The 14,670-nt window shown below is 67.2% G+C and carries 21 protein-coding genes; 15 read left to right on the top strand and 6 right to left on the bottom strand.

Annotated features, from left to right (window positions below):
- Window positions 1-55 precede the first annotated feature (55 nt).
- Entirely contained in the window at window positions 56-355 is a 300-nt protein-coding gene (locus V5F53_RS19710; RefSeq protein WP_393997441.1) for a ferredoxin family protein, read from the top strand.
- A gap of 828 nt (window positions 356-1,183) precedes the next feature.
- Here V5F53_RS19710 and V5F53_RS19705 read toward each other — a convergent pair.
- The 4 genes from V5F53_RS19705 to V5F53_RS19690 all read right to left on the bottom strand — a co-directional run bounded on the left by V5F53_RS19705 (window position 1,184) and on the right by V5F53_RS19690 (window position 3,252).
- Window positions 1,184-1,501, bottom strand: coding sequence for a hypothetical protein (locus V5F53_RS19705; RefSeq protein WP_393997442.1), 318 nt, complete (start codon window positions 1,499-1,501; stop codon window positions 1,184-1,186).
- A 5-nt stretch (window positions 1,502-1,506) separates the two neighbouring features.
- On the bottom strand, window positions 1,507-1,770 hold the full coding sequence (locus V5F53_RS19700; RefSeq protein ID WP_393997443.1) for a hypothetical protein: 264 nt from the start codon (window positions 1,768-1,770) through the stop codon (window positions 1,507-1,509).
- Window positions 1,771-1,827: 57 nt separating this feature from the next.
- The gene (locus V5F53_RS19695; RefSeq protein WP_393997444.1) at window positions 1,828-2,682 is read right to left on the bottom strand and encodes a sulfurtransferase; all 855 of its coding nucleotides are present in this window, start codon (window positions 2,680-2,682) and stop codon (window positions 1,828-1,830) included.
- Between the two features lie 108 nt (window positions 2,683-2,790).
- Window positions 2,791-3,252, bottom strand: a complete 462-nt coding sequence (locus V5F53_RS19690) for a hypothetical protein (protein WP_393997445.1) — start codon at window positions 3,250-3,252, stop codon at window positions 2,791-2,793.
- Window positions 3,253-3,638: 386 nt separating this feature from the next.
- Here V5F53_RS19690 and V5F53_RS19685 point away from each other — a divergent pair, with 386 nt between their 5' ends.
- A complete protein-coding gene (locus V5F53_RS19685; protein WP_393997446.1) occupies window positions 3,639-5,249 on the top strand; it encodes a flavin monoamine oxidase family protein in 1,611 nt (536 codons plus the stop codon).
- Window positions 5,250-5,298: 49 nt separating this feature from the next.
- Window positions 5,299-5,763, top strand: a complete 465-nt coding sequence (locus tag V5F53_RS19680) for a Rieske (2Fe-2S) protein (RefSeq protein WP_393997447.1) — start codon at window positions 5,299-5,301, stop codon at window positions 5,761-5,763.
- Window positions 5,764-5,896: 133 nt separating this feature from the next.
- Here V5F53_RS19680 and V5F53_RS19675 read toward each other — a convergent pair whose 3' ends face one another.
- Window positions 5,897-6,484 carry a hypothetical protein gene (locus tag V5F53_RS19675; RefSeq protein ID WP_393997448.1) on the bottom strand — a complete coding sequence of 196 codons (588 nt, stop codon included), beginning with the start codon at window positions 6,482-6,484 and terminating at the stop codon, window positions 5,897-5,899.
- A 1-nt stretch (window position 6,485) separates the two neighbouring features.
- Entirely contained in the window at window positions 6,486-6,848 is a 363-nt protein-coding gene (locus V5F53_RS19670; RefSeq protein ID WP_393997449.1) for a hypothetical protein, read from the bottom strand.
- Between the two features lie 51 nt (window positions 6,849-6,899).
- Between V5F53_RS19670 and V5F53_RS19665 the strand changes: the two genes are divergently transcribed.
- From V5F53_RS19665 to V5F53_RS19610, 12 genes are all read left to right on the top strand, one after another.
- Window positions 6,900-7,220, top strand: a complete 321-nt coding sequence (locus tag V5F53_RS19665) for an iron-sulfur cluster assembly accessory protein (protein ID WP_393997450.1) — start codon at window positions 6,900-6,902, stop codon at window positions 7,218-7,220.
- Between the two features lie 104 nt (window positions 7,221-7,324).
- Window positions 7,325-7,654, top strand: coding sequence for a NifU family protein (locus V5F53_RS19660; RefSeq protein WP_393997451.1), 330 nt, complete (start codon window positions 7,325-7,327; stop codon window positions 7,652-7,654).
- Between the two features lie 118 nt (window positions 7,655-7,772).
- The gene (gene nifS / locus V5F53_RS19655; RefSeq protein ID WP_393997452.1) at window positions 7,773-8,966 is read left to right on the top strand and encodes a cysteine desulfurase NifS; all 1,194 of its coding nucleotides are present in this window, start codon (window positions 7,773-7,775) and stop codon (window positions 8,964-8,966) included.
- A gap of 121 nt (window positions 8,967-9,087) precedes the next feature.
- A complete protein-coding gene (gene nifT / locus V5F53_RS19650; protein ID WP_393997453.1) occupies window positions 9,088-9,303 on the top strand; it encodes a putative nitrogen fixation protein NifT in 216 nt (71 codons plus the stop codon).
- A 5-nt stretch (window positions 9,304-9,308) separates the two neighbouring features.
- Window positions 9,309-10,184 carry an SIR2 family NAD-dependent protein deacylase gene (locus V5F53_RS19645; protein WP_393997454.1) on the top strand — a complete coding sequence of 292 codons (876 nt, stop codon included), beginning with the start codon at window positions 9,309-9,311 and terminating at the stop codon, window positions 10,182-10,184.
- 342 nt (window positions 10,185-10,526) lie between these two features.
- A complete protein-coding gene (gene nifB, locus V5F53_RS19640; RefSeq protein WP_393997455.1) occupies window positions 10,527-12,086 on the top strand; it encodes a nitrogenase cofactor biosynthesis protein NifB in 1,560 nt (519 codons plus the stop codon).
- 105 nt (window positions 12,087-12,191) lie between these two features.
- A complete protein-coding gene (locus V5F53_RS19635; protein ID WP_393997456.1) occupies window positions 12,192-12,416 on the top strand; it encodes a 4Fe-4S binding protein in 225 nt (74 codons plus the stop codon).
- 10 nt (window positions 12,417-12,426) lie between these two features.
- On the top strand, window positions 12,427-12,744 hold the full coding sequence (locus tag V5F53_RS19630; protein WP_393997457.1) for a HesB/IscA family protein: 318 nt from the start codon (window positions 12,427-12,429) through the stop codon (window positions 12,742-12,744).
- A 37-nt stretch (window positions 12,745-12,781) separates the two neighbouring features.
- Entirely contained in the window at window positions 12,782-13,333 is a 552-nt protein-coding gene (locus V5F53_RS19625) for a hypothetical protein (RefSeq protein WP_393997458.1), read from the top strand.
- The gene (locus V5F53_RS19620) at window positions 13,326-14,099 is read left to right on the top strand and encodes a 4Fe4S-binding leucine-rich repeat protein (RefSeq protein WP_393997459.1); all 774 of its coding nucleotides are present in this window, start codon (window positions 13,326-13,328) and stop codon (window positions 14,097-14,099) included. The genes V5F53_RS19625 and V5F53_RS19620 overlap by 8 nt, the downstream gene beginning before the upstream one ends.
- Window positions 14,096-14,413, top strand: coding sequence for a nitrogen fixation protein NifZ (locus V5F53_RS19615; protein ID WP_393997460.1), 318 nt, complete (start codon window positions 14,096-14,098; stop codon window positions 14,411-14,413). Before V5F53_RS19620 ends, V5F53_RS19615 begins: the two co-directional genes overlap by 4 nt.
- Window positions 14,413-14,652, top strand: coding sequence for a nitrogen fixation protein NifZ (locus tag V5F53_RS19610; protein ID WP_393997541.1), 240 nt, complete (start codon window positions 14,413-14,415; stop codon window positions 14,650-14,652). The genes V5F53_RS19615 and V5F53_RS19610 overlap by 1 nt, the downstream gene beginning before the upstream one ends.
- Window positions 14,653-14,670 lie beyond the last annotated feature (18 nt).

Genomic DNA, 14,670 nt, shown 5'->3' with positions numbered 1-14,670 from the left:
ACACCCGTCCGCGTCGGGAGGAGAGAACCGGCGCGGACAACCAAGGGAGATGGACATGGCAAGCACGGAATCCGCGGTCCGCGTCGAGGACAAACTGTTCCAGAACCGTTACCTGGTGGACGCCGGCCGCGCCCACATCAAGGTGCGCGCCCATAGCGAGCCGACACCGGCCCTGAAGGCGCTTTTGACCGCCTGCCCGGCCCGCTGCTACGAGCTCAACGACAAGGGCCAGGTGGAAATCACCGCCGACGGCTGCGTCGAGTGCGGCACCTGCCGCATCATCGGCGAACCCTCCGGCGACATCGAGTGGAACTATCCGCGCGGCGGCTACGGCGTCCTGTTCAAGTTCGGCTGAGCGCCCCGCCGGGCCCCGGAGGTCGAACACAGATCACGTGAAGGCCAAGGAAGGCCGGACGAGAATTTCCCGATCCGCCAATCGAGGTGAGACGCCGGATTTCAGTCTTAAGCCGAGGACGGATCGTCTGAATTGCCGAAACGACGTTGTTGACCTGTCTCAGCCGCACGGCGCCATGTGCCGTGCGGCTGATTTTCCTGGCGGCGCCTGGCGCCCAACCTGTCTCCGCCCCTGGGCTGCTGGCCCCCGCTACTGCAGGCCGGCAATCGGGGAGGAGGCTCCATGCAACCCGGCCACGCGGCGCCGGTCGTCACCTTGCCGATGCCGCGCCTGGAAGCATGACGCGCATCGGAGCCGGCTTGGCCCCGCCCTTCCCCCGTGCGGTCTGGCGGCGGGCCGCAACCGGGGCTAACCCGGGCCGCCGGAATGACCCCCGGGCCGAGGCGCCGCCCGCGGCGCGTCCGTGACATCCCTGCGCCGAGGGAACCGCGGGGCCATTCGCCAGATGTGACGCGGCGTCTCTCAGCGGATGGCTGAAGATGCTCCGCACGCCCGGCACCGCCGCGCCCGGACGCAATGGCGCGCCTTCCCGCATTCTCCCGCCGCGAAGCTTCAGGCAGACAAGATGCCAAAGCTCCTTGAGTTTGACTCATGGGCCTTTTGGGCCTTTGGTCAAGCCCGCGCAGCGCTTGACCGGACCCACTTGGCACCGGTCGAAGGCCGGGGCCGATGGGATGAGGCCCGAATGCAAAAGGGGATGCGACGGGCCATCGGCCATCACATCCCCATCGCCTTGAAACCGCCGGCCGCCGCCCCGGGGCGGCGCCTTCATTCGATGCCTTCGGACCGCGCGCGCCACATCATGGCGATGCGGAAACGCTCGTTGATCGCCGCCGGACTGGCCAGGATCTCGGCTTCCGCGCCCTTGAAGGCTTCGGTCACCCGGTCCGCTTCCTCCTGGGTCAGCGTCACCCGGCCGGCCATATGCGTGGCCTCCGGCGACACCTCCCAGATCTTGCGGCGATTGGGGTGAAGCTTCACCTCCATGAGGTCGAACGCCTCCAGCTTTCCGTCCAGCATGATGGCGAGACCCACCACCTCCAGCTTACGTCCATCCGCCGTGGTCTTGATCAAAGTCGTCGTCATGGTGATCACCCGTCTTGAATGGCCAGCCAGCTATAGCCCCCCTGGTCCCAAAGCTGCGCCAGCAGCTGGTCACAGGTCCACTCTGGATATTGCGCCTTCACGGCATCGAAATCCGACCGAAAGCGTTCCGCGTCGTCGCCTTCCAGATGGGCCGTCATCTGCTCGGCCTTGAAGCGAAGCACGTAGGATGCCCCGCCCGCGCCGGACTGAAGGGCATAGTCGTCGCCGTCGCAGACCGACATCAGGGCTGCATCCTGGTCACCGCTCATGTGGCGCTCCTGGCTTGCTCGTGCTGGCTCTTGGATCGCTTATGCGCACCGATGGCCTCAGGCGGCCGCCGGCGTATCCTCGGCGAGGCCCCATTCGGCCCAAGACCCGTCGTAGACCGCCGCCGTCCGATGGCCGATCTGGAAGAGCGCCAGCGCCAGCACGCACGACACCGTGCCCGAGGCGCAGGTGAGCACCACCGGCTTGCCAAGATCGATCCCCGCCGCCGCGAACCGCGCCGCGAGGGCCTCCGGCGGCACCATGGCCCCGCTCTCCGGCACGATGAGATCGCCCCAGGGCAGGTTCACCGCGTTCGGAATATGACCGCGCTTCTTGACCGGGAACACGTCGTCCTGGCTGCCGTCGAACTTGGCGGGGCCGCGCGCGTCCACCACCTGCTCGGCGTTCGTCGCCAGGTTGGCGCGCATCTGCGCCAGGCCGCGCACCAGCTCGGGAACCAGGGTCGCGGTGAAGGTCCGCGCCTCCGGGCGCACCGGCGACATCTCGGTCGCGCGCTTCTCCGCCGTCCACTTGCCATAGCCGCCGTCGAGCACGGCCACCTTCTCGTAGCCGAAGGCGCGGAACATCCACCACACCCGCGCGGCGGCGGAACCGCCGCAATTGCGGTCGTAGACCACCACCGTATCGCCGTCGCCGATGCCGAGCAGCCCCACTTTCTTGGCGAAATCCGCCGCCGAGGGCAGCATATGGGGCAGGCCTGACGATTTGTCGGCGACATGGTCGATGTCGAAATGGACCGAGCCCGGCAGGTGGCGCCCGCGATACTGGGTGCGCCCATCGAGATTGGTGCTCTCGTGGTGCCAGGTGCAGTCGAGAATCTTGAGGTCCGGGTCCGAAAGATGCTCGGTCAGCCATTCGCTGCTGACCAGGGCCCCGGGAAGTGTGGCGGTCATGAGATCACGAGCTCCTTCTCGGCGGACCGACGTCGCGTCACGCGAACGCCGGATGTCACGACTGCGGTTGCGCGCGCCGCCCCCATGGGGAGCGGCGCGGCCTTGCGCTCAGCGCACCTTCGGCAGCTCGTAGCCGGGACGCGGGTGGCTGTCGTAATAGTCGATGCGCTCCGGCCAGCCGCCCTCGGCGATGAACGTGAAGGTCACCACCTTCACCGGCGCGTTGGCGGTGATCGCAACCTCGGCGAACTTGATCTCGCGGGCGCCGGGGCCGGCGGAAAAGTCGGCCACCACCGTGCCGTCGGCCTTGGTGGCGCGGGCGAAACCCGGGATGCCGCCGTCATGGCCCGGCACCGGATTGGCGACGAAGTTCGGAACCTCGGCGCCGTCCTCGGAGGGCGTATTGAAGGCGGGGGTGGCGAAGGTGAAGGTGGCGAGCTTACCGCTGCGGTCCACCTTCTGGTCCGCGGACGCCGGGCGCGCCACCGAGTAAACGGTGAGGGTGGCCCCCGCCAGCTGCTCCTTGATCTCGTCCAGGGACAGCTGGGCGAATTCAGACGCGACGTACATCTTGCTCTCCAAAGCCAAACGGTTCGTGTCACCCTCATCAAAATTCGTGCCAACGGGACCAGACCGGATGACGCGGAGCGATGGAGGCTTGCGGTGGCACGACTTGCGGCGTCTCGCGCGGGGTCTTCTGATAGACGCGGACGATCAAGCGCCCGGGCGGCCATGTCGGGAAGCCGCCGCACTCCGTAAGAATACGACGTTGACCGTGTCCGCTTGTCTCCCTCCCCACCGGCGCGCCATCCCCGGGCGCCCCGCTCCGGCGCCCGGGGATCGTGTCAGGGCAAGGCTTTGCAGGCGCCACCCCCGGCCCCGCGCGCGGGCGCCGCCACGGATGAGCGCGAATCTTGCAAGGGTTCCAGACACGCACGTCATGCGAAGGACAGTCCATGCTCGACACAGCGATCATCGGCGGCGGACTTTGCGGCCTTGCCCTGGCCCGGCACCTCAATCGGCAAGACCGTGACTTTGCCCTCTACGAGGCGCGCCCCCGCCTTGGCGGGCGCATCCTCACCGCCGTGTCGGCCACCACCGGCGAAGCCCTGGATCTCGGCCCCACCTGGTTCTGGCCCGACACCCAGCCCCTCGTCACCGCCTTCCTCTCGGAGCTCGGGCTGGCCAGCTTTCCGCAGCATGACGACGGCGTGGTGCTGCACCTGAACGAGGCCGACAAGGCGGCCAAGCCGGTCGCCACGCCCGGCGTCCACGGCGGCGCCCGGCGGGTGTCGGGCGGCCTCACCCGGCTGGTCACCACCCTCGCCCACGGCCTGCCGGAGGAGGCCATCCACCTTGGCCACACCCTGCTCGCCGTCACCGACGCCGGCGACCACGTCACCCTCACCCTGCGTGCCGGCGACACACTGGTGGAGGTCGCGGCCCGGCATGTGGTGATCGCCCTGCCGCCGCGGCTGGTGGCGGAAACCGTGCGCTTCACCCCCGCGCTCGACGCCGCCACCCGCGACGCCATGGGCGCGGCGCCCACCTGGATGGCGGCCCAGGCCAAGGCCATGATCGCCTACAGCCGGCCGCACTGGCGCGAGGCCGGCCAGTCCGGCAACGCCTTCGCCACCCATGAACAGGCCGTGCTCGGAGAGATCTTCGACGCCTGCGACGCCACCGGCGGCAAGGCCGCCCTCGGCGGCTTCCTGGCGTTCCCGCCGGACCTGCGGCAGACCTTCGCCGTCGGCCTGCCCATGCTGCTGAAGAGCCAGATGGTGCAGATCTTCGGCTCGGCGCTCGATGGCGACGGCGAACTGCACCTGCAGGACTGGGCGGCCGAGCCCTTCACCTGCAGCGCCCGCGACAAGGCCGAGCCCGCCGGCGAGCATGTGGCCTTCTCCAACCCACTGCTGCGGCGCGGCCTGTGGGACGGCCGGCTGCACCTCGGCGGGTCGGAGACCGCCACCCAGGGCGCCGGCTATCTGGAAGGCGCCCTGGAGGCCGCCCGGCGCATCGACCGCGCCCTGGCCCGCCTGCGCGCCGCCGAGGCGGACGATCATGGCCTGCCCACGGTCGGCGCCTCCGTCAACGCCGTCAGCCTGGCCCGCTTTTCCGCCTGGGTCGCCGGCCAGGGCGACGCCGCCTTCGATGCCTATCGCCGCCGCCTCAACCGGGCGCTGGCCAGCCAGGAGCGCGACCAGCTGGCGCAGCGCGCCATCCTCGGCGCCGCCGAGGACATCTACGACCGCGCCCTCGACATGCTGGACACCCTGCCCTTCGACATGCGCGACGTGCCGGTGGAAAAAGGCCGCTCGGCGCTGATGCCGGAGGTGCAGCAGCCGTTCCGGGACTTCATCCAGACCCTTCTCGACGACGTGGTGGCCTTCAACCGCACCTCCTGCGCCCTGTCCAACTTCCCGGACGAACACCACTTGTCGAAGGACTACGTGCAGACGATCTTGAGGGATATCGCAGCCGCCTGGCGTGATTTCTCCCTCGCCGCCAACCGCCGCCTGCTGGCCAGGGCGGAACAGGCGGCGCGACCGGAAATGGCGACCTGAGCCACCCGCCGCGCCGCAGGACCAGACTGGAGCCGTGAACGAGGACGCAATGGAAACCGAAGTCGCACAGGAAGAAGCCACCGGCGAAGCCCCCGTCGCCTACGCCATCTGCAGCATGAGCGACATCCCGAGCCAGCGCGCGCGCGGGTTCCAGCTGGTGCGGGTGGACGAGAACGGACAGGAGCAGCCGTTCAACATCGTCGTCGTCCGCTGGGGCAAGCAGGTGTTCGGCTATGAGAACCTCTGCCCCCATGACAAGGTCAATCTGGACTGGGAGCGCCACCAGTTCATGGACCCCAACGGCATCCGGCTGATGTGCGGCAAGCACGGCGCCATCTTCGAGATCGGCACCGGCGCCTGCCTGGACGGCCCCTGCAAGGGCGAGGGCCTCACCCCGGTGCCGCTGGTGGTTCTCGACAACGACATCTGCGTGGTCGGAATTCCGCTGGCCGAGGATGTGGACGACGACGAGGAGGAGATCACCTCCTGCTCGGACGAAGGCGGCGGCGTTTGACCGACGCTTGAAAAACCCTCGATCCGGAGGGGCCACGCCCATCCGGATCGAGGTTTGCCCGCGCAATGTTCGCGGCAGGGAGCGGGAATGGGCGCATCCCCGCGATCCGCGCCGCAGGCGACGACCCGCCGCCTCAGACCGGCCGGTTCGCGTTCCGGTTCTTCACCGGCTCCATCACCGCCAGGCCCTGCTCATAGGTGATCGGCTCGAAATCCTCGTGCCAGGCCGCGGCGGCATCGAGCACCACGTCGGTCTTTCCGGCGGTGTCGAGCTTCTTGATGTCGTTCTTGTCGATGCTGAGGAGATCGGTCATCTCCTTCCACACCGTGGATTCGTCGCACGGCAGGACATAGAACAGCTTGTCACCGTAGCTGACACGATACTTCTTCAGGAGATCGATGTTGTTGGCGAACAGGATGTACTTGCCGTCGGGGCTCAGCGCGTCGCCCAGGACATCGGCCACATCCTTCAGGAAGGCGAAGTTCTGCAGATAGCCGGCGAGCACGGGAATGGTCGGCTTGCCCTCCTCGGCGAAGGTCAGCACCTGCTCCATGGTGTATTCCGGCGGCCGCTTCTCGTCCGCGTACTGAACCTGGAACTTCAAGGCGATGTCCCCACGGAAGCCGAACCGGCCCGGCTTCGTCTGCTGCTTCAGCACGGCGTTCAGCAGCCGGCCTTCCTTGTCCAGCCGGCCCAGAGGGGTATCGTCGATCGCGGTCATGTCAGGTCTCCGAGTGGTCACGCACGACGCTTCTTGGCACATGGCGGCGGCGCACGGCCTGCGCGGGCGCAAGCGCGGTCGTCATGCAAGGGCTTTGCCGAAGCCGAATGTCGCAAAGGAGAAAGCCCGCGAATACCGCCGCCGCCGCCGCCCACGGCTCCGGCCCGCGCCCGGCGGCCTTCGCCAACCTGCTGGCGAAGAAGGTTTTTCCCGACCCCCACACCGCCGCTGGCGGATGCGACAACGCGCCCACCGCCGCACCCGGCCGCCAGCGGCGCAAGCTGTCCGAAACCGGACAAGCGTCGGAAAGACAACAGCTGATCCCGAAAAAATTGATATAAATCAGTTCTTTGACGAGTGGCACATCGCTTGCTTGGTCGTTACGCAACGCATACCTAGCACCGAAGGTCGAGCGATGATCAATTTGACCGACAGCGCCTTGAATGCCGTCCGCGAGGCCATCGGCAGCGCGCCGGAGCCCATGGGTGGCCTGCGCATCATGGTCGAGGCCGGTGGTTGCGCCGGATACAAGTACATGATGGGCCTCGTCAATGACGGCGAGCCCGACGACACGGTGATCGAGCGCGAGGGCGTGAAGGTGTTCGTGGACATGAACAGCCACGACCTGCTGTCCGGCACCACCATCGACTTCGTGGTCGCCATCGAAGGCTCCGGCTTCACCTTCGAGAACCCCAACGCGACCTCCAGCTGCTCCTGCGGCAAGTCCTTCGGCTGAGCCCGAAGCATCCGGCCCGGCGCCCGCCGGGTTCGCCATCCGGGCGTTCCGGATGGTCCACCAGAGCCTGAACGACCCGAACCCCTCAGCGAAAGGACAGTGCGATGTTGGCGGAGACCGAGGAGCTCAAGAGCGAGGAGCGCAAGCCCGCATCCGGCCGGCAGGCGGAACGCGAGGCCATCATTCGCGCGGTGATCGAGGAAGTGCGCCCGAACCTGAAGCGTGACGGCGGCGACTGCGAGCTGGTCGAGATCGACGGCAACAAGATCATGGTGAAGATGACCGGCGCCTGCGTGTTCTGCAAGCTGGCGAGCGAGACCATCGAGGGCATCCAGACCAAGATCGTCGAGCGCCTGGGCGAGCTGGTGCGCCTCATCCCGGTGGCCGGCAGCCTCAACAAGCCGCTCATCAGCCTGAAGGCCAAATCCGTCTGAGGGCCGGCCCCTCCGGGGCCTCGGTCTGCGGGCAGGAGACGGGGGTCGAAGGCGCCGGCGCTGAACGCGCCGCGCCGCCCGCTGCCACACCACCAACCGGAACACAGGGGGATTTGCCGTGTCGCCCGTCTATCTCGACAACAATGCGACGACCCGGACCGACCCGGCGGTGGTGAGCGCCATGCTTCCCTTCTTCTCGGAGCATTTCGGCAACGCCTCCTCCACCCATGCGTTCGGCGAAAAGGTGGGCGAGGCGCTGAAGGGCGCGCGTAAACAGCTCCAGGCGCTGCTGGGCACCGCCCACGACCACGAGATCATCTTCACCTCCGGCGGCACGGAATCCGACAATGCCGCCATCCTGTCGGCCCTGGAAAGCCAGGAGGGGCGTGACGAGATCGTCACCACCAAGGTGGAGCACCCGGCCATTCTGGCGCTGGTCGCGCACCTGGAAAAAACCCGTGGCATCAAGGTCCACCTGATCGGCGTGGACCGCCAGGGGCGGCTCGACCTCGACGCCTATGCCGCCGCCCTCGGTCCGCGCACCGCCCTCGCCTCGGTGATGTGGGCCAACAACGAAACCGGAACCCTGTTTCCGGTGAACGATCTGGCCAAGCTCGCCCACGCCGCCGGGGCGCTGTTCCACACCGACGCGGTGCAGGCGGTGGGCAAGGTGCCCATGGACATCAAGGCCACCGAGATCGACATGCTGTCGCTCTCCGGCCACAAGCTGCACGGGCCCAAGGGCATCGGCGCGCTCTATGTGCGCAAGGGTGTGAAGTTCAAGCCGCTGATCCGCGGCGGCCACCAGGAGCGGGGACGGCGCGGCGGCACCGAGAACGTGCCGGGCATCATCGGCCTCGGCGCCGCCGCCAGCCTGGCGCTGCAGCACCTGGAGGACGAGGGCACCCGGGTGAAGTCGCTGCGCGACCGCCTGGAGCAAGGCGTGCTGCAGCAGGTCCCCCATACCCTGCGCAATGGCGACGGCGACAATCGTCTGCCCAACACCGCCAACATCGCGTTTGAATATCTCGACGGCGAAGCCGTGCTGCTGCACCTGAACCGCGCCGGGGTCGCCACCTCCACCGGCTCGGCCTGCACCTCCGGCTCCACCGAGCCGTCGCACGTGCTGCGGGCCATGGACCTGCCGCCCACCGCGCTCCACGGCGCCATCCGATTCTCGCTCTCGCGCGAAAACAGCGCGGCCGACGTCGATCGCGTGCTGGAGGTGCTGCCCGACATCGTCACCCGGCTCAGGGACATGTCGCCGGCCTGGAAGAACCGGCCGGACGCGTCCGCCGCGTCCCACCCTTGAGCCGCCCCCTTCGCCGCGCCGCCCGCGAGGCGACGCGCGCGTTCCGAATGACCGGCGGGCCGACCTTCGTCCCCGCCCATGGTCGCAGCGGCGAGTTGAACTCGATCCAGGAGCCCACCGTATGAAAATTATGCTTCGCCGTTCCCCGGAAATGGGTCTGTCGATCTATGTCCCGAAGAAGGACCTCGAGGAGCCGATCGTGGAGAGCGAGCACGAAACCCTGTGGGGTGGCTGGATCAAGGTCGCCAACGGCTGGGTCCTGGACCTGCCGGAAATGCCCCCCGAAACCAAGCTGCCCATCACCGTGAACGCGCGCAAACGCGGCGAAGACGAGTAAAAGCCATGAACCTGCCGCTCCCCCTCGGGGATGTCCTCAAGCTCGCCGACGCGGAAGCGGTCCTCGCGGACGTGGCGCGCGAGCTGCCTTCGGGCAACATCATCCCGTTCCTCGGCCCCGCCGTCAGCGAGGGCGTGAACCCCGACGTTCCCATGACCCCGGAGGCGCTCGCCGCCTACTTCGCCACCAAGGTGGCGCTGCCCAAGCGGGCCAAGGGCAATCCCTGGTCCGCCGCGCAGCACGTGGAGGGCACGAAGCTGCGGGGCGCCGTGGTCGCCCTGATGACGCAGGCGTTCACGCCGAAGATTGAGCCCACCGCCCTGCATCGCCTGCTGGCGTCGCTGCCGGTGCCGGTCATCGTCGATACCTGGTACGACGGGACCATGCGCAGCGCCCTCGCCGGGCGCTCCGACTGGGGCGAGGTGCAGGGCATCAGCCGCGCCGGCATTGGCGAGGACCGCTGGTACCGCTTCTATGACGCCGCCGGTGCGGAAGCCCGCCGCGACGTTGCGGAAACCTGGACCACCATCCTCTACACACCCCACGGCTGCGTGGCGCCGGCCAAGAACTACCTCATCTCCGACGCGGATTATGTGGAGGTTCTGACCGAGATCGACATCCAGACGCCGATCCCGGACATCATCAAGCACCGCCGCACCGAACGGGCGTTCCTGTTCCTGGGCTGTCGCTTCCACGACCAGATGCTGCGCAACTACGCGCGGCAGATCACCAAACGCTCGCGGACACCGCACCTCGCGCTGGTCAATCCCGAGCAGCTGACGAAGAACGAGCTCAAGTTCCTGCTCGATCACGCCATTACCCCCATCGCCATTCCCCTGCCGCGCGCGATCGAAATCATCACCGCGCACGCCAAGGCCTGAGCGATCCACCCTCGAAAACCGGGGCCCGTCCACGCGGCGGGCCCCGGTTTTTTGATTCCGCCCGGCGCGGCAGCGCGGCCTCCGTATTCTTCCGCAATAGCCACAGGCCTCGACAGACGCTAGATGGCGTGGTGGCATGGCCGCGGCTTGTAGCCGACACCCATGTAACTTTTCCAACATGACACGCGCATCGCCTCCACATGTTTGGAACGCGACAGCGACACAGTCCGATAAGCTTCGGATATTTCTAATAAAATCGTCACTGCTCAAGCTGGCACGCCAGTTGCTCCAGAAGGCCCAGGATTAGTTTTTGGGATCCTGCTGAGAGCAAGGAGCAGAACCATGGACGCGACGACACAGCACGGGGACGCCGTCGGCATTTCCGACAAGCTCGCGGAAGTCATGCAGGCGAAAGCCGAGCACCAGGGTTGCGGCACTTCCGGGGGCTCCGGAAAGGCGAGCTGCGGCTCGTCCGCCGGCCAGGGCGACCTGCCCACGGAAATCTGGGAGAAGGTGAAGAACCACCCCTGCTATTCCGAAGAGGCCCACCACCACTACGCCCGCATGCATGTCGCCGTCGCCCCGGCGTGCAATATCCAGTGCAACTACTGCAATCGCAAGTATGACTGCGCCAACGAGAGCCGTCCCGGCGTGGTGTCCGAGAAGCTGACGCCCGAGCAGGCCGCCAAGAAGGTGCTGGCGGTGGCCTCCACCATTCCGCAGATGACCGTGCTCGGCATCGCCGGCCCCGGCGACCCGCTCGCCAACCCGGAAAAGACCTTCAAGACCTTCGAGCTGATCTCCAAGACCGCGCCCGACATCAAGCTCTGCCTCTCCACCAACGGCCTGACCCTGCCCGACCACGTGGAGACCATCGCCAACTTCAACGTCGACCACGTGACCATCACCATCAACATGGTGGACCCGGAAGTCGGCGCGAAGATCTATCCGTGGGTGTTCTGGAAGCACAAGCGCTACACCGGCTACGAGGCGGCCAAGATCCTCACCGATCGCCAGCTCCAGGGCCTGGAGATGCTCACCGAGCGCGGCATCCTGTGCAAGATCAACTCAGTGATGATCCCCGGCATCAACGACAACCATCTGGTTGAAGTGAACCGCGCGGTGAAGTCTCGCGGCGCCTTCCTGCACAACATCATGCCGCTCATCTCCTCGCCCGAGCATGGCACCGTGTTCGGCCTCAACGGCCAGCGCGGCCCGACCGCCCAGGAGCTGAAGGCGCTGCAGGACAGCTGCGAAGGCGAGATGAACATGATGCGGCATTGCCGCCAGTGCCGCGCCGACGCCGTGGGCCTGCTGGGCGAGGACCGCTCGGCCGAGTTCACCACCGACAAGATCATGGCCATGGAGGTCAATTACGACCTCGAGAGCCGCCAGGCCTACCAGGCGCTGGTGGAGGAAGAGCGCGTCGCCAAGGTGGCCGCCAAGCAGGAGGAGCTTGCCTCCCTCGCCGGCGAACAGAGCGACATCAAGCTGCTGGTGGCGGTCGCCACCAAGGGCTCGGGTCTCGTCAACGAGCACTTCGGCCACGCCAAGGAATTCCAGGTGTGGGAGCTCTCCACCGCCGGGGCCAAGTTCGTCGGCCATCGCCGCGTGGACCTCTACTGCCAGGGCGGCTACGGCGAAGAGGACAGCCTGGAAACCATCATCCGCGCCATCAACGACTGCCATGCGGTGTTCGTGGCTAAGATCGGCGGCTGCCCGAAGGCCGACCTCATCAAGGCGGGCATCGAGCCGGTGGACCAGTTTGCCCATGAGTTCATCGAGAAGTCGGCCATCACCTGGTTCAAGGACTACCTGGCCAAGGTGAAGAGCGGCGAGATCGAGCACGTGCGCCGCGGCGACGCCGAGATCCGCCAGGGCGCCCTCATCAGCGCGGCGTGAGGCGGGCGCGCGGGGGCTTCGGCACCCGCGCGATCGGCGCACACCCCCGGCCGGGGCGAAACGCCCCGGCCTCGCACACAGCGCAAAGCCAGGAAGGACACAGCCATGGCGCTGAAGATCGTCGCCTCCCAATGCACCAGTTGTTCGGCCTGCGAGCCGGAATGCCCCAACGTCGCCATTTATGAAAAGAACGGCACGTTCGTGATCGACCCCAAGAAGTGCACCGAATGCCTCGGCCACTTCGACGCCCCGCAGTGCGCGGCGGTGTGCCCGGTGGACGACACCTGCATCATCGACACCTCCTATCCCCGCTACCAGCCGCCCGCCTAGGATCGCACCGATGAATTTCTCCCTGACTCCGGCCGCCAAGAAGTTCATTCGCCTGATGCTGCTCTCCGATGGCGGGCCGGGCGCCGGCTTTCGCCTGGCGGTCTCGCCCGGCGGCTGCTCGGGCCTCAATGCCGACATCTCGGTGCTGGCCGAGCCCACCCCCGGCGACGCCGTGGTGGAGCGCGAGGGTCTCAAGTTCTTCCTGCCGGCGGAAAGCCGCCTGCTGCTGGACGGCGTGACGGTGGACTTCACCGACACTGCCGCCAAGACCGGCCTGGTGTTCCACGACCCCAAGGCCACCGGCACCTGTTCGTCACACGCGCATTGAGCGCGCGGGCGAACGGACGGGAACGCGGGGAACGGGCATGAAGGCGGCCGCATTGGACGACGATCCGGACGCCCTCACCCCCGAGGCCCTGCTGGCCAGCGCGGTCATGGGCGGCGGCCTGCCGCCCGAGGCCGAGCGCCTGCTGTGGGAAGCGGGCCTGTCCTATCAGCAGTCGGACGTTGCCGAACGCCATCTGCGTGCCGCCCAGGCTCTGGCGCCCGGCCATGCGGCGGTGCTGATCGGGCTTTATCGCTTCTATTTCTACAAGGGCCGGCTCAGGGAGTGCCTCGACATCGCCCGCCAATGCCTGGCGAAGGCGCAGCGCGAGACCAACCTGCCGGCCGATTGGCGCGACGTGCAGCCCGGCGACGCGGAATTCTCCCGCTACGACCGGCTGATGCCCCGCTTCTTCATGTTCACGCTGAAGGGCTACGCCTACCTCAACATGCGCCTGGGCGAGCTTGAGGAAGGCCGCGCCGCGGCGCTCAAGCTCCTGGAGCTCGACCCCAGCGACAAGGTCGGGGCGCGGCTGTTGATCGACGTGTTGGAACGGGCGGAAGCCGCCCGAGCGGAGCAGGACGATGACTGACGACATCGACGAGGCCAAGGACTGGCGCGGTGACGACATCGACTGCGCGAGCTGCGCCCACGAGGCCATGCTGGCGAGCGGCAAGTGCCGCCTGAAGCATGCCTGCGTCAACGACCGCTATGCGCGGCGCATCGACCGCTTCTTCAACTGGAATCCCGATCTCGCCAACGGCTATGTCCGCCACGCCCATTTCGAGGTTCGCGCCATCGCCGCCAAGCATGCCGACGTGTTCGTGCTGCCGCCGCTGCTGGACGATCCGGAAGAGACCGTGCGCTGGAATGCCGCCCGCCGGCTGCCCAAGCGCCACATCCTGCGCCTGCGCACCGATCCCCATCGCGAGGTGCGCATTCGCATGGTGTCGCTGCTCGACGATGCCGAGCTGATCCCCATGCTGGGCGATCCCGACTACTATGTCCGCCTGGTGGTGGCGCGGCGGGTGGCGCCGCCGCTGCTGTCGCGCCTCATCACCGACGGCGAGGAGCAGGTGCGCAAGGTGGTGGCCCAGCGCCTGCCGCCGGAATGGCTGCCCGCCATGATGAACGATCCGGTGGCCACCGTGCGGCTGGAGGTGGCGCAGCGCCTGCCGCCAGACCTGCTGGCCGGCCTCATCGGCGATTCCGACTGGCGTGTGCGCCACGAGGTGGCCAACCGCATCGGCGTGGAGCAACTCGGCCCGCTGATGGATGACGCCGATGATTTCGTTCGAGAGGTCGCCCGCGGCCGTGCCGGCGGAGGGAAGCAGCTTTTGAAGGAGATGCCGCGATGAGCAATATTGTTCGCGACAGCGACGTTGTGGAGATTTCCGAGCCTCCCTACTTCTCCTTCGGAGAGAAGGTGAAGGCGAAGCGTGTCATCCGCAACGATGGCACCTATGCCGGCAAGGAAATCGGCGAAATCCTCGCCAAGAAGGGCGAGATCGGCTACGTCGTCTCCATTGGCACGTTTCTCCAGCAATTCTACATATACGGCGTTGAATTCACCGAAAGCGGCAACCGCGTCGGCATGAAGCGCAAGGAACTCGAGCCCGCCAAGCCGCGGGACGAAGATGACATTCCCCTGCCTGGAGTACCCAGCGTATGATGTTCGATCCGCGCCTCCCCAAGTATGAGTGGGGCATGAAGGTGAAGACCCTCACCGAGCTGCACAACGACGGCTCCTACCCGGATGCGCCGGAAGAAGCCCTGCTGGTGGGCCTCGGCACCGTGGGCGAGATCGTCCAGGTCGGCACCCACACCGAGTCGAACACGCCCATCTATCTGGTGGAGTTCAACGAGCGGCTGGTGATCGGCTGCCTGGAGGAAGAGATCGAGCCGGTCTGAGCCTCCGGCGCCGGGCGA

The sequence above is a fragment of the Xanthobacter cornucopiae genome (assembly GCF_043195065.2).
Lineage (GTDB): Bacteria > Pseudomonadota > Alphaproteobacteria > Rhizobiales > Xanthobacteraceae > Xanthobacter.
This window is presented reverse-complemented; position numbering and strand designations above follow the sequence as displayed.

Excerpts from the sequence above, each read along its gene's own strand:
- V5F53_RS19680 (WP_393997447.1), top strand. The coding sequence starts at position 5,299 with ATGGAAACCGAAGTCGCACAGGAAGAAGCCACCGGCGAAGCCCCCGTC.
- V5F53_RS19635 (WP_393997456.1), top strand. The coding sequence starts at position 12,192 with ATGGCGCTGAAGATCGTCGCCTCCCAATGCACCAGTTGTTCGGCCTGC.
- V5F53_RS19690 (WP_393997445.1), bottom strand. The coding sequence starts at position 3,252 with ATGTACGTCGCGTCTGAATTCGCCCAGCTGTCCCTGGACGAGATCAAG.
- V5F53_RS19610 (WP_393997541.1), top strand. The coding sequence starts at position 14,413 with ATGTTCGATCCGCGCCTCCCCAAGTATGAGTGGGGCATGAAGGTGAAG.
- V5F53_RS19665 (WP_393997450.1), top strand. The coding sequence starts at position 6,900 with ATGATCAATTTGACCGACAGCGCCTTGAATGCCGTCCGCGAGGCCATC.
- nifB (WP_393997455.1), top strand. The coding sequence starts at position 10,527 with ATGGACGCGACGACACAGCACGGGGACGCCGTCGGCATTTCCGACAAG.
- V5F53_RS19645 (WP_393997454.1), top strand. The coding sequence starts at position 9,309 with ATGAACCTGCCGCTCCCCCTCGGGGATGTCCTCAAGCTCGCCGACGCG.
- V5F53_RS19710 (WP_393997441.1), top strand. The coding sequence starts at position 56 with ATGGCAAGCACGGAATCCGCGGTCCGCGTCGAGGACAAACTGTTCCAG.
- nifT (WP_393997453.1), top strand. The coding sequence starts at position 9,088 with ATGAAAATTATGCTTCGCCGTTCCCCGGAAATGGGTCTGTCGATCTAT.
- V5F53_RS19700 (WP_393997443.1), bottom strand. The coding sequence starts at position 1,770 with ATGAGCGGTGACCAGGATGCAGCCCTGATGTCGGTCTGCGACGGCGAC.
- V5F53_RS19625 (WP_393997458.1), top strand. The coding sequence starts at position 12,782 with ATGAAGGCGGCCGCATTGGACGACGATCCGGACGCCCTCACCCCCGAG.
- V5F53_RS19675 (WP_393997448.1), bottom strand. The coding sequence starts at position 6,484 with ATGACCGCGATCGACGATACCCCTCTGGGCCGGCTGGACAAGGAAGGC.
- V5F53_RS19630 (WP_393997457.1), top strand. The coding sequence starts at position 12,427 with ATGAATTTCTCCCTGACTCCGGCCGCCAAGAAGTTCATTCGCCTGATG.
- V5F53_RS19660 (WP_393997451.1), top strand. The coding sequence starts at position 7,325 with ATGTTGGCGGAGACCGAGGAGCTCAAGAGCGAGGAGCGCAAGCCCGCA.
- V5F53_RS19695 (WP_393997444.1), bottom strand. The coding sequence starts at position 2,682 with ATGACCGCCACACTTCCCGGGGCCCTGGTCAGCAGCGAATGGCTGACC.
- V5F53_RS19620 (WP_393997459.1), top strand. The coding sequence starts at position 13,326 with ATGACTGACGACATCGACGAGGCCAAGGACTGGCGCGGTGACGACATC.
- V5F53_RS19615 (WP_393997460.1), top strand. The coding sequence starts at position 14,096 with ATGAGCAATATTGTTCGCGACAGCGACGTTGTGGAGATTTCCGAGCCT.
- V5F53_RS19705 (WP_393997442.1), bottom strand. The coding sequence starts at position 1,501 with ATGACGACGACTTTGATCAAGACCACGGCGGATGGACGTAAGCTGGAG.
- V5F53_RS19685 (WP_393997446.1), top strand. The coding sequence starts at position 3,639 with ATGCTCGACACAGCGATCATCGGCGGCGGACTTTGCGGCCTTGCCCTG.